Source organism: Vibrio sp. Isolate25 (assembly GCF_022398025.1).
Taxonomy (GTDB): domain Bacteria; phylum Pseudomonadota; class Gammaproteobacteria; order Enterobacterales; family Vibrionaceae; genus Vibrio; species Vibrio coralliilyticus_A.
In genome coordinates this window covers 1,016,968-1,029,968 of the sequence record NZ_JAKEUT010000001.1, presented here as the reverse complement: position 1 = coordinate 1,029,968, position 13,001 = coordinate 1,016,968, and the positions used below count along the sequence as shown (strand labels likewise).

Annotated in this window: 11 protein-coding genes and 1 tRNA gene; 7 read left to right on the top strand and 5 right to left on the bottom strand. The window is 40.7% G+C overall.

Annotation, left to right across the window (positions count from 1 at the left end; genetic code table 11):
- Window positions 1–150: 150 nt before the first annotated feature.
- On the top strand, window positions 151–1,053 hold the full coding sequence (locus tag L1D15_RS04520) for a DUF808 domain-containing protein (protein ID WP_239874810.1): 903 nt from the start codon (window positions 151–153) through the stop codon (window positions 1,051–1,053).
- 4 nt (window positions 1,054–1,057) lie between these two features.
- On the opposite strand, the gene L1D15_RS04515 is transcribed toward L1D15_RS04520, so the two are convergent.
- Window positions 1,058–1,714: a DsbA family oxidoreductase gene (locus tag L1D15_RS04515; RefSeq protein WP_239874809.1), complete on the bottom strand. Its 657-nt coding sequence runs from the start codon at window positions 1,712–1,714 to the stop codon at window positions 1,058–1,060.
- A gap of 207 nt (window positions 1,715–1,921) precedes the next feature.
- Here L1D15_RS04515 and L1D15_RS04510 point away from each other — a divergent pair, with 207 nt between their 5' ends.
- Window positions 1,922–3,274, top strand: coding sequence for an alpha-amylase family glycosyl hydrolase (locus tag L1D15_RS04510; protein WP_239874808.1), 1,353 nt, complete (start codon window positions 1,922–1,924; stop codon window positions 3,272–3,274).
- 29 nt (window positions 3,275–3,303) lie between these two features.
- Here the strand turns inward: L1D15_RS04510 and L1D15_RS04505 are convergent, their stop codons facing one another.
- The gene (locus L1D15_RS04505) at window positions 3,304–5,172 is read right to left on the bottom strand and encodes a methyl-accepting chemotaxis protein (protein ID WP_239874807.1); all 1,869 of its coding nucleotides are present in this window, start codon (window positions 5,170–5,172) and stop codon (window positions 3,304–3,306) included.
- A gap of 83 nt (window positions 5,173–5,255) precedes the next feature.
- Window positions 5,256–5,870, bottom strand: coding sequence for an AraC family transcriptional regulator (locus L1D15_RS04500; protein ID WP_239874806.1), 615 nt, complete (start codon window positions 5,868–5,870; stop codon window positions 5,256–5,258).
- 197 nt (window positions 5,871–6,067) lie between these two features.
- On the opposite strand from L1D15_RS04500, the gene L1D15_RS04495 reads away from it, so the two are divergent.
- Window positions 6,068–7,180 carry a 1-acyl-sn-glycerol-3-phosphate acyltransferase gene (locus L1D15_RS04495; protein WP_239874805.1) on the top strand — a complete coding sequence of 371 codons (1,113 nt, stop codon included), beginning with the start codon at window positions 6,068–6,070 and terminating at the stop codon, window positions 7,178–7,180.
- Between the two features lie 102 nt (window positions 7,181–7,282).
- Here the strand turns inward: L1D15_RS04495 and L1D15_RS04490 are convergent, their stop codons facing one another.
- Entirely contained in the window at window positions 7,283–7,636 is a 354-nt protein-coding gene (locus L1D15_RS04490; RefSeq protein WP_239836118.1) for a DUF3024 domain-containing protein, read from the bottom strand.
- 138 nt (window positions 7,637–7,774) lie between these two features.
- Between L1D15_RS04490 and L1D15_RS04485 the strand changes: the two genes are divergently transcribed.
- Complete coding sequence (locus tag L1D15_RS04485; protein ID WP_239864365.1) at window positions 7,775–8,593, top strand: phosphate ABC transporter substrate-binding protein; 819 nt, start codon at window positions 7,775–7,777, stop codon at window positions 8,591–8,593.
- Between the two features lie 52 nt (window positions 8,594–8,645).
- Here the strand turns inward: L1D15_RS04485 and L1D15_RS04480 are convergent, their stop codons facing one another.
- On the bottom strand, window positions 8,646–9,338 hold the full coding sequence (locus tag L1D15_RS04480; protein ID WP_239874804.1) for a MaoC family dehydratase: 693 nt from the start codon (window positions 9,336–9,338) through the stop codon (window positions 8,646–8,648).
- A gap of 316 nt (window positions 9,339–9,654) precedes the next feature.
- Between L1D15_RS04480 and L1D15_RS04475 the strand changes: the two genes are divergently transcribed.
- The 3 genes from L1D15_RS04475 to L1D15_RS04465 all read left to right on the top strand — a co-directional run bounded on the left by L1D15_RS04475 (window position 9,655) and on the right by L1D15_RS04465 (window position 13,000).
- Window positions 9,655–9,745 (top strand) — tRNA-Ser (locus L1D15_RS04475).
- Between the two features lie 1,169 nt (window positions 9,746–10,914).
- Window positions 10,915–12,075, top strand: coding sequence for an N-6 DNA methylase (locus L1D15_RS04470; RefSeq protein ID WP_239874803.1), 1,161 nt, complete (start codon window positions 10,915–10,917; stop codon window positions 12,073–12,075).
- A 1-nt stretch (window position 12,076) separates the two neighbouring features.
- On the top strand, window positions 12,077–13,000 hold the full coding sequence (locus tag L1D15_RS04465) for a hypothetical protein (RefSeq protein ID WP_239874802.1): 924 nt from the start codon (window positions 12,077–12,079) through the stop codon (window positions 12,998–13,000).
- The last annotated feature ends 1 nt before the right edge of the window (window position 13,001 follow it).

Sequence of the window (13,001 nt, the reverse complement as noted above, 5' to 3'; positions counted from 1 at the left end):
CATAAAACGCCCATTTTGGGGAAGCAATCAATATAAGTTCAGCCAATAACCGGGGTGTTGTTATTGACGCATTACTGACGAGAATTCGGTTTAAGTTCGATGTGGTCAGTGTTACATTTAGTTACATGTCTTATTTCTAAGAGAAAACAAATGGCGGGTGCGAGTCTGTTAACCCTGTTAGATGACATCGCTACGGTGTTGGATGATGTCGCTTTGATGTCCAAAGTAGCAGCGAAAAAAACTGCTGGTGTACTAGGGGACGATCTGGCGTTGAACGCACAACAAGTATCTGGTGTTGCTGCAGAGCGTGAAATTCCTATCGTATGGAGCGTTGCTAAAGGCTCGTTTAGAAATAAATTGATTTTAGTTCCAGCAGCACTCTTGATGAGCTCTATTGCTCCTTGGCTTATTATGCCATTGCTTCTTTTGGGTGGTTTGTTTCTCTGTTTTGAAGGCGCGGAAAAGCTGGCTGAGAAGCTTTTTCATTCAAATGAAGAAGGTGATACAGGTGATGAATTACCGACGGGTTCTGTTGCAGAGTATGAAAAGCATAAAGTGGCAGGCGCAATTAGAACCGATTTTATCTTATCTGCGGAAATTATCGTTATTGCCCTTGGAACGGTTCAAGGACATTCCATGTTGACCCAAATAATGGTGGTCAGCTTAATTGCGGTTTTAATGACTATTGGTGTTTATGGCCTTGTGGCAGGTATTGTGAAATTGGATGATCTTGGCTTTTATCTTAACCGTATTTCAAAAGGGACAGGTTTCATGGCATGGATTGGTAGAGGTTTAATTATCTTTGCGCCAAAGTTAATGAAGTTCTTAACGGTAGTGGGTACTGCCGCGATGTTTTTAGTGGGAGGTGGGATTGTTGTTCACAACGTGCCTGTCGTTCACCATTGGATTGAGCCAGTATTACTCAATTTGCCAAGTTTAACCTTAGCGAAAGCACTTTTCCCTTCTATTCTCAACGGCCTGATTGGTGTCCTAGCGGGCATTGTGCTTGTACTTTTATGGGGTGTCATTGGAAAGCTTCTTCGACGTAGTTAGCCATTTATTCTACATCGTGTTGCTGGTGAGTGATTTCTAGCAGTGCTTCAACCAGCATTTCACTGCTTTGAGCACCTGAAATTAAGTGTTTGCGATCAATGATGATCGCTGGTACTGCGTTTATCCCAGCTTCAAGCCATTGCTGTTCTGTTGAGGATACGGTCTCTTTCCAACTCGTGTCTGAAAGTACAGCCTGACAGGTGTCTCTATTTAGTCCAAGGGATTCAGCAATATCTAACAAAGTCTCTATGTCACTCACATCTTTACCATCCGTAAAGTAGGCGTGGAACATGGCGATTTCTAGGTCGAGTTGTAATCCTTGCGATTGTGACCAAAGTAAGAGCTGATGCGCTTTCCGAGTATTATAAACTCTCATTTCATCTGTGAAATTAAACTCAAACCCCAATTCTTGGCCTAAATCAGTGATGGTTTGACGAGCGGCAATACTCGCTTCTAAAGACGTGCCGTATTTATCCGCCAAGTGTTCTCGTAGGTTTTGCCCTTCCGGCTTCATTGCAGGGTTAAGCTCGAATGGGTGCCAGTGAATCTCTGCCTCAATAGTGTCTGATAGTGTCATTAAAGCTTGCTCCAGCCTTTTGTACCCGATGATGCACCACGGGCAAACCACATCTGACACTATGTCTATCCGAACATTTTTCATGATTGACGCCTTTCTTTACTTACTACTTCATTATAGTGAGTGAGAATAATTAATTTTATAAATAGTTCAAATTCTACGCCTTAGATCTACTACACCCATTCCGCTTTCTAGGGGGGAAGAAAAAGATTGGCTTGTGTCTATAATGGCAGGCAGCCTTCACCTGCAATCAGTCAGGTGATTATGGAATTTGAAATAAAGGAACAAGAGATGAACGTTTTTAAAACAGCCAACGTCATTCTTCATGCCTTCGACTGGCCGTACGCATTGGTTGCTCAACGCGCTGATGAAATTGCAGCGGTGGGTTATAAATCTGTGCTGGTTTCTCCTCCAATGAAGTCTTTAAAACACGCACAGGGTACAAAATGGTGGCAACGCTACCAACCACAGGATTATCGTGTGATTGATAACCAGCTCGGTGATACACGAAGCTTTAAAGACATGGTTGGAGCGCTGAACCAACGTTCAATTTATGTTTATGCAGATGTGGTTTTTAACCACATGGCGAATGAATCACAGAGTAGATTAGACCTTCAGTATCCCGATCAAAGCGTCCTAGAGTCCTATCAGTTAGATACTGACTATTATGAAAATATCAAATTGTTCGGAGACCTGTCAGAGCCACTGTTTGCTGAAAACGATTTCGTCGAAGCATTTGGGATTGAAGACTGGCAGGATAAATGGCAAGTCCAAAATGGACGAATTACTGGTGGTCCTGCCGATCCGGGCTTGCCGACCTTGCGTGTTCATGAGCATGTTATCAAGCAGCAGCAGGCATATTTGCGTTCGCTGAAATCTCTTGGAGTGAAAGGGTTCCGAATTGATGCAGCTAAGCACATGTCACTAGAACATTTGCAAAAAGTGTGGAGTAAAGAGATCTGTGAAGACGTCCATATCTTTGGTGAGATCATCACCGATGGTGGCGCTACAAAGCTTGAATATGATTTATTCCTTGAGCCGTTCTTGGCGGAAACTCGCTTGGGTGCTTATGACTTCCCGTTGTTTCAAACTATGTTTGATGCATTAGAAGCTAAAGGTAGCTTAAAGAGTTTGGTTAACCCATATTGCTTCGGGCAAGCGCTCTCACAAAGCAGGGCGATTACGTTTGCCATAACCCATGACATTCCAAACAATAATGTGTTTGCTAATTTGGTCATGCCAGAAAAAACAGAGTGGTTAGCATACAGCTATATTCTCGGTAGAGATGGTGGTGTGCCATTGATCTACACGGACCTTGATACTTGTGGGCTGAAAGGCTCTGATGGTCGACCTCGATGGCTGAATGCTTGGAATGATAAGCGGATGACATCGCGTATTCGTTTTTATAATCTCATGCATGGTAAAACTATGCAGGTGATGGAAGCATCTGACGATCTCTTAATATTTGCTCGTGGTGATGAAGGTATCGTGATCATCAATAAATCCAAGCGAACACAGAGAGTACAGATTGCGGTGAGTGGTAAGTGGTTGGATTTACTGTCTGAAGAGCATTACCTTAGTCAACGAGGTACTATGAGTATCTCCGTGGCTGGTGAAGAGAGTTTAATGTTAGTTAAGAGTTAAGAGCCCTCCCAGAGGGAGGGCCGAAAATATTACACTTTGAACTTGTTGAGTATTGCATCTTGTTCGCGGATGTTTTCAGTTTGTGCTTGCATGGCTATGTTGGCATTTTCTGCGGCATCCGCCACTTGAACAGAAAGATCCTTAATTTTCACTGTGTTGTTGTTAATCTCTTCTGCCACTAAACTTTGTTCTTCTGCTGCAGATGCGATTTGAATGTTCATATCACTGATGGCTTGGATTGCATCACGAATACTGTTAAGAGCGGCGTTCGCTTCTTCTGCTCTTAATACCGCGCCACTGGCGGTTTCTTTACTCATATTCATTGCATTGGCGACTGCGGTTGCTCCTGATTGCAATTGCTCAATCATGTTTCGAATTTCAGTGGTAGACTCCTGAGTTCTTTGCGCCAGTGTGCGCACCTCATCGGCGACCACAGCAAAACCACGGCCGGACTCACCAGCACGAGCTGCTTCAATGGCGGCATTCAATGCGAGTAGGTTGGTTTGATCCGCAATGTCATTGATAACTTTCAAAATGGTTTCAATGTTGTCAGTAGCAGATTCTAATGTTTTCACTTCTTCAACTGCTTCATCGATACGTTGTGACAGTTCAGTGATGGCACCAGTTGTATCGCCAACAACCCGTGTACCGACTTCAGTTGCTTCATCAGCCTCTTTTGCTGCCGAAGCAGCGCCTTGCGCATTATTGGCAACATCACCGGAGGTTGTAGCCATTTCGTGCATGGCTGTAGCGAGCTGTTCTAACTCTCTCAGCTGATCTTGCATGGCCGCCGCTGATTCTTGTAAGCCCATCGAAGTCATTTCAGACCCACGTAGAATCTCTTCGCCAATCGCTTTTGATTGAGTGATTTGCTGTTGAAGCGCACTGGTGAAGGAGTTGAATCCTTCTGCCAATGATGAAAACTCTTGGTCGGTATTGGTGTCGAGGCGTTGGGTAAGGTCGCCTTCACCTGAAGCGACGTCCTGAATGGCACTGTTGAGGGCGACAAGTGGCCTCATTAGAGCCGTCATCAAGACAAGAAGAATAACAATACTGATGATTAGGGCCACGACAGTGTAGATGATGGAACTGTTACGTAGGTCTGCTAGTGACTGATAAGCAATTTCTTCATCGAGGACAACACCGATATACCAATCTTCACCAGGCACTTTAGAAAAGTCGAGAGTGTAATCTTTACCGTCAATAGAGACTTGTTGAGGGTCATCTTGGATATTTGTATTACCCAAGAAATCTTTCATCGGTTTACCATTGAAGTCTGTTTGAGGGTGAGCAATGGTTGTGCCGTCACCTGCGACGATAAACACGTAACCTGCATCAAACAATTGCACCTTGTTAACAAGGTCGGCAAGACCTGCCAGGCTAACATCGTAGAAGATAGCACCGATAAACTTGCCGCTGTCTTTGACTGGGGTGGCTATGGAAACCAGAATTTCACCTGTCGCAGAATCAGCATAGGGAGCCGTAATAATGAGTTTGCCTGCGTTTTTAGCGTCGATATACCATGGGCGGGCACGTGGATCCCATGTTGGTCCGGGATTCCAAGACGGATCGTTATTGATGTTTGAACCATCTTTCTCAAACCCTAATCCGGCTAATAGGAAAGTTTCTTTAACGATGGGACGTGTAATGACGGTTTCCATCGCATCCAGATCTAGGTTTGACTCAAGCATACTGGTGGCATAGGTAGCAATCGCTTTTCTACTGTTTATCTCAGCAGCGGTTGTATCTCTAACGCCATCCACAATCTCGGCGACACTGGAAGTGACTTGAGATTTAATTTCTGTTTGAACGGTGTAGTACTGCTGTAGGGTAAGCAATGTTACTGTGGCCAGTAAAAGGAGAGAGGATGCTGCCACAATTTTATGGCTGAATTTCATATTCGCCTTCCTATTTTATCTACAAATATAGAGGATATTTATAGATTTATAGTTATGAAATGAACAATCAGCCAGTAACTTAATCAAGTTTTCTGCTTTTCACCTCGAATTGTTTTTTCAATTTGTGAATACATTGCTTCATTGCCTTCGAACAGCTCGGCAACAACCTGTCGGCGTGATTGTCCAGATTGCATTCGTTTGTAGGCTTCTCGCACATTCAAAACGAGTTGTTGCTCTACCAATAGTTTGCTGTCGATGTTAGGGGCCCATTGGTTTATTTGTTGAGTCAGTTCGCTTTCCTTCAGCTGAGGTTTGAAGCTTGAAAGCTCTTCTTGTAAAACAGTAAGGAGATTTTTTTTCGCATCGTGTCGATCTTCCATCACCTTTAACCTATTCAATAAAGCGTTTGTTAGCTCATTGAGAGTTACAAAGCCACCTTGTTTGGGGAGGAATGAAGTAACACGTGAAGATACCTCAATTTGTTGAACTTGCGTTTGCGGGAAGAAGGTGAGTGCGCACAGGGCATCAAATGGGATCCAAACTGCCTGGCCCGCTTCAATCGCATATTCTGTTTTACCGAGTTTCAACAGCGTCAGACCTTGCTCGACTTTAAGCAGCATATGCTTGATGCTCTTTTTACGTGGTGTCATAGTCAGATATTGAAAGTTGCGATAGTCATGCGAAATAGCGTAGTGCATTGAATTGCTCATGTTCTTGGGTACTCAAGGGGCGATAAGGTTAACGTTTCTTGCAGAAAAAACCAACTTAACTCCGACTTTCCACTTAATCGGTGATTTTATTCTGGTCTGACCTTGTTGATTATGAGAGAAGTATAGCTGTCAATCCCCTAATCTCTGCGTAGAATAGGCCAGCTTTTTATCAGATGTAATAAGAAATGACTTCTAAAAACGACCCTTTTGTTGAAATCCGTCCTTATAATGACGAAGAAATTCCAGCGGCTATCGACCGCCTGATTAACGATGAAGAGTTTATCAGTGCAATTCTACAGCATCGATTTGCTAACCATGCCAGTTGGTTTAAAACGCTGATGTCACCGATTGTCAAAGTGTACCTCAAAATGAAGTGGTCAAAGCTTAACTCTGTCGAAACCATTCAGATGGAAGTAAAAAAATACCTTGAGCAAACTTTGAGCACAACAACAAAGGGTGTGACTTATTCGGGACTGGATAAGCTAGATAAAGAAACCTCTTATTTATTTGTGTCCAATCACCGTGACATTGCGATGGACCCAGCACTGGTGAACTACGGCCTTCATCAGAGTGATCATAAAACGGTTCGTATTGCCATTGGCGATAACCTCTTGAAAAAGCCTTGTGCGACGGAACTGATGAAGCTTAACAAGAGTTTCATCGTAAAACGTTCGGCGAAAGGCCCACGTGAAATGATGAAAGCGCTAGGCACTTTGTCTAGCTACATCAAACATTCGCTCGATACGGGTAACTCTATCTGGATCGCGCAGAAAGAAGGGCGAGCGAAAGATGGTAATGATTTTACCGATCCGGCGATCCTCAAAATGTTCCATGTGGAAGGGCGTAAGCAGAAAATAGAGTTTTCAGAGTACATTAAATCATTGCGTATCGTCCCGGTTTCTATTTCCTATGAAAATGATCCATGTGATATCGCTAAAGCCCGTGAGTTATTTGAAAAAGCCACCAGTGGTTCTTACGAAAAAGGTGAATTTGAAGATATTGAAAGCATCATTCAAGGCATTGTAGGTGATAAAGGTCGTATACATGTGGCATTTGGTGATGTCATTTATGATGATTTAGAAACACCAGAAGCGTTAGCAGAAGAGATTGATCGCCAGATCCATGACAATTACAAAGTGTTCCCTATAAATGAGCTGGCTGCAGGTAACGAACAGGTCGATCAAACAGTCAAAGACATCATGGCCGACAAGCTGAGCCAGTTACCCGAGGGTGCGCAACCTTATTTAGTGGCAAGCTATGCCAACCCGGTTAAGAATCAAACCGCTAAGACTCCCTAAGGGTAAAACTATCGCTTAGGTATAAATCTCTAAGCACAAGCTTCAGTATGTTTAATGCTCAGTTTGTGCTTGAAATTTAGGCTGATTTGCGTTGTTTTTCGGTTAGTCTTGCCAAAATACGGATTTAGGATCTTTGTCTACTTCGCGCATAATCGCCGTAAGATCATGACTTTGCGCAAGGTAAGGATAGGGCAGCCAATTTTCTTCATTGAGTTCGTCAGGCATAAATAGCAGCCAAGAGCGGCGCTCTTGGTTCCATTGCACCTTGGCAACAGGCATCATGTAATCGCAATGCGCTGAATCAAGCAGAAAATGTTGCTTGATGAATATCACTCCATTATCCGTTACGTCATAGCTCGCTTTACCTAATTCTGCAGGTAAGCTTTTATTACGCTGTTCACAGATTACCTGCGCGCGGCTTTCTACTTGTTTTTGCAGCAAACTGACCAGTCCCATACCGGCTCCATCATTAACGCTAACCTACCCATAGTATGTACAAGAATATGAGGAGTCTGCATAGGTTTTCACAAAAATGTCATGTAATCGAAATATGATAGCGCGAGTTTACTTATCCGCATCAGATTGGAGATTATTATGATTCGTGTTGCGCTGGTGGCAATGTTGTCCTCTTCTTTACTTACTTTTCCTGCGCTGGCGAGTGAAGTTAATGTGTCCGGTTCTACATCGGTGGCACGTGTTATGGATGTATTGGCTGAAAACTTTAATACGGCCCACCCTGAAACCTACATTGCAGTACAAGGTATCGGTTCAACTGCAGGTATTACCCTTTTAAAGAAAGGCGTAGCAGATATTGGTATGAGCTCACGATACCTGACAGAAAGTGAGCAGGATGAAACGTTAACGGTCACCCCTTTGGCATTTGATGGCTTGGCTGTTGTCGTCAATAAATCTAATCCGGTCCAAAATGTCAGTCGTGAGCAGCTATTCGATATCTATAAAGGTAAAATTACCAACTGGAAAGAGTTGGGGGGAGCCGATCAAAAAATTGCTGTAGTGACACGTGAAGCGTCATCCGGCTCACGTTATAGCTTCGAAAGCCTGCTGGGCCTTACGAAAATTGTAAATGGACGTCAGGTTTCAGATATCAATCCAGATAACTTAGTGGTTAATAGTAACAGCATGGTGAAAACCATCGTCAACCATAACAAACAAGCGATTGGATTTATTTCTACAGGATCTGTTGATAGCTCAATTAAAGCCATCACATTTGAGGGAGTAGATGCAAATAGCAAAACCATTGCTGAACGTAAATATGAACTGTCTCGCCCATTCCTTGTACTTTATAAGAAAGCGGAACTTGATAAAGATGCCCAGTCATTCATTCAATACCTGCAAGGTAAAGAGGCTCAAACTTTAATCCGCGAATACGGTTATACGCCAATCAGTCAGTAGAAGAAACAAAAAAGGAGAGCTCAAGTAGCTCTCCTTGATAATAAATGTACTACTAGAAATGCAATTGAATAACCGAAACAACAATGGCACCAGGTCGACGAACACCTTCAATTTCAACTTTAATTTCACGCTCGATCTCCAATCCTTTCTTAATCGGAGTCACCTTAGAAAGCTTACTTACCGCTCGAACTCGGCTGTTAGCTTTGACTGGATATGGAAAGCGGACTTGGTTAAGACCAATGTTGACAACCATTTTGGCTGTAGGGAACAACGAATGATCGGGATCCACGCTGTCAGTCAACTTAGGTAGTAGAGCTAGTGTTAGAAAGCCATGTGCTATGGTTGTTTTAAATGGTGATTCACTTTCAGCACGCTCTGGATCGGTATGGATCCATTGCATGTCTTCTGTAACCTGCCCAAACTGATTGATGCGCTCCTGAGAAATATCCAACCAATCACCAGTGTGGATGACTTCGCCTAACTTTTCCTGAAGCTCGTCAAACAGTTTTTGCGCTTCTGGCTTGAGTTCAATAGACTTTGGCTCTGTTACCGTAGGCTCTACATGTGGTTGAGCTTCATCGTTTACAGCAGGACGTTGCAGATCTCTGAGGCGAGTAAACAAGTGGCGGTTATTGGCTTTGTGCAAAAGCTCATCCCAATATTCACGTACTGCAGGGGACATCCACTGCATGAATTCAGAATGCTGTTTATCACCACGATGTTTAAATAGGTCTGCGACTTTCATAACAACCTCAGAAATCTCTCATTGATATAGGTCAACCCACTAATTTTGAAACACTTCACAATTATGCGCAATGATTTTCGGGCGTACATATGTTATCTCAAAGTGCTATTTCTTTTAAAAATCAGTATCTTTCTAATAAAACATTATTTTATTAGAAAATGCACTTTAGAGTATTTACACTTCAAAATGCGTTGGTTTTTGGCGTTTTCAGCGATAAAAACACAAAATCAGGTGGTTGATTTATCGTCATTTAACTCAGTGACTACAAATTAGTTCTTTACAAAATTCATGCCAAAATCTAAACTGCTTGCGCATTGGAGAGATGGCTGAGTGGTTGAAAGCACCGGTCTTGAAAACCGGCATACGTTAATAGCGTATCTAGGGTTCAAATCCCTATCTCTCCGCCACATTCAAAGATTAAGCCGCTGTTTTTACAGCGGTTTTTTCGTATCTACAGTACTGCAAATCACTTTCATGACAATGAGGTGAGACAATGTACTTACAAAAAGCGCCCAACGGCGTATATCAGACTCGCATTTGCATCCCTAAGACTCTACGGGAGTCTGGTTAATCATTTGATATAAAAGTTAGTTAGCTTCCAAACCGCAACTAAAAGAGGAGCTGAAATCGCGCTTGGTTAGAAATGAAGCACATAAAACATCACTTATGAAAGAAGACGGTTTGCGGTGGTTTCTTAAAAAACTAATGGAGCCACAATCGTATGAGTACTATGGATTGGGTCATTAAGTGGAATTGAAATAATGACAGCAGAATCTCTTCTAGTTGCCTAGTTCAGATACCACACCCAATAATGTGCTAGTAAGGAGGAGATATCATCAGCGTCAATTGAAGATCATAGCTTGTTGTGTTTTACCCCCCTATCAGGGGTAAACTACCCTTAATCGAGGGTAACATGAGGAATTGTTATGTTGATAACATCGTCGAAGCTGTTAGTAATACATCTTCGTGATGAAAGAAAAAGCAAGAATCTGTCTCAGAAGCTTTATTTCCTCAGACTACCTTACATTTGATGATACAGATTCCATCCCTGCACTGAGTATTCTTCGCAGTAAGCTACATGAAACGACAACTCCTGAACGCCAGATTGGCATGATGCTCTTATAGTTCAGTGGATACGAGTAAGGAACAATCGATTCGCCTTAAGCCTTTTAACAATTTCAGAAAGTGAGACCTCAAAGCTAACTCTCCGAGTGTTCAGAACATCTCATTACGACCTGCTTTGTCTCTACAAGAACGGTAATAGGCTAAAAGTACTTAGAAATACTTCAGATCGTGGCATACAAGAGTTAACGTCATCAGTAAAGTGTGAACTTGGACATTCTCATTGGATTACGTTAGACGTACCAAGCTATACAACATACCATTTTTCGCATAATAGCAAAGTCATCACAACTGTTTTGAATGACAGAATAAAAAGCAGTACGCCACAGTTTGTGAGTTAAACCAACCTCTGATATTCATTGAATAGCGATGACAAAGGAATTATGTAAGATATACTATCAACATCAACCCGTTAGATAAAAGAAGGCACTGATCCATTGCGATGAGACAGCAAATGAAAACTTCAACAAAAAGAGGAACTTTCTCCCAATTCTACACAAATAAGGAGATATCCAACTATGTATGTGAGTTAATTACGACAAAGAAGGACATAAATAGCGTAGTAGACTTAGGAGTTGGTGAAGGCTCTTTACTGAAAAGTATCAAAGCGAAGTACGAATCAGTAAAGTCAGTCGGTGTTGACATTGATAGAAAAAATATTGAACACTTAAGTAATAGTGGTGCTGTAGATTTCTTATATTGCTTTGATAGTACGGTTAAAACAAACATAGAAGAGCTAATTTATAAACATGGAACATTCGATGTAGTCGTTGGTAACCCGCCATATAATCGTACAGCTATAACGAGTGAGATAAGACAGTCATTTGAAATTTTGAAAATTTTTGAAAACCATGGATTATCAAAGATTGGCTCTGACATTGTATTTTTAATTCACGGTTTACTATTGTTAAGCGATAACGGTATTCTAATATATATACTCCCAGATGGATTTACCAATAATATTATTTATTCTGAACTTAGGGAGTATCTATTTGATAATTATAAAGTAGAGAAGATTGTAGAGATACCTGAAAAATCATTTATAGCAACTGAAGCAAAAACGCATTTACTTGTTGCTAGAAAAGGATTATCTTCAAGTTCGGTTGAAATATCAAAATTAAATTTATGTAAAGTGATTAAAATCAATAAAGATCAGTTTGTCGAACGATGTGACTATTCATTTTTAGATAGACCTAGGCCAATAAACTTTACCAAATTAAAAGAACTTAATGTTGATGTCTTTAGAGGGAATAAAAGTACACGCTACCTTTCTGATTTGAGTATTCCATATATACACACTAGTAATATGTCGTGTGGTAAAGTTGAAGAGACACATACTAATAACAATAATGGACTAACACTAACAGAAAAAGGAGATATTGCTATTGCTAGAGTAGGAAGTAGAGTTGTCGGGAAATTTTGCGTAGTTGCTAATAGTAATGTGGCAGTATCTGATTGTATAATCATTATAAGATCTAAAGATGAAACCACTAGAGATAGAATTATTAACAGCTTAAAAATGGACATTAGTAAAGTATGGCTTAGTTCCATAAAAAAAGGGGTTGGAGCAAAGCATATTACTATTAAAGATATTATGGAAATGCCAATTTATTAATATGAACATACCAAACAACCATAAAGAATTAACAGAGCAATCCATATTAAAATGTAAGCGATTAGTTCAGCTAAAATATTGGGATAATATTAATACTGTAAAGTTAATGGCTTGGTTTAATAACTTTAAGAGCGATGAGGAAAAATTCTTGGCTGCATGTATCTTGGAGTCTATAATTTTTAGAAATAATGCTGCTATTCAGGCTTTTTCTTCTCATATTTTCCACGTTATGCTACCAAATATCCTCGAAAATTTAGGTATCTATGAGGTTGATAGCCTTTCTAAATGGGAACAAAGACTTATTTCAACAAATGCAAGAAACTTATTACCCTTTAGATTTACGACTATAGAAGGTATTGATAGGAAAACAGGTAAAAGTGGTCAGGCCCTATTGAGAGACATTCAAAGGCTACATTTCGACAAAGAGCTTATATTATCTGTTGATACACTTGTAGACCAAAAATTTATTTCTAGAGTAAATAAGTCTAAGGCCTTTAACACAGTTATAATACTAGATGATGTACAGGTTACAGGTGGACAGTTTAATAGCTTCATTAAAAAGTATGATTTATCAAATTCCCCTTTTAATTATATTTACATACCTCTTGCTGCTTTCGAAAAATCATTAAATTTCATAAATGGAAAACATAATAATATATTTGTATTCCCTGTGGAAACATTGAATTCTGACCATTCATTTTTTTCAATTAATAATGAAGTCTTTAACTTTTGTGAGCCTACTATGCTTGAAGGTCTAAAAGATTTATATAACTCTATTATAGAAGAAAATAAACTTGTCATGGATGAGCCTTATGGATATGGTGAACACGCATTGACATATGTTTTTAGTAACTCTACACCTAACAATAATTTAGGAATTCTTAGTTATCAAAATGAACAATGGAATAAACTATTTACTAGGTAAT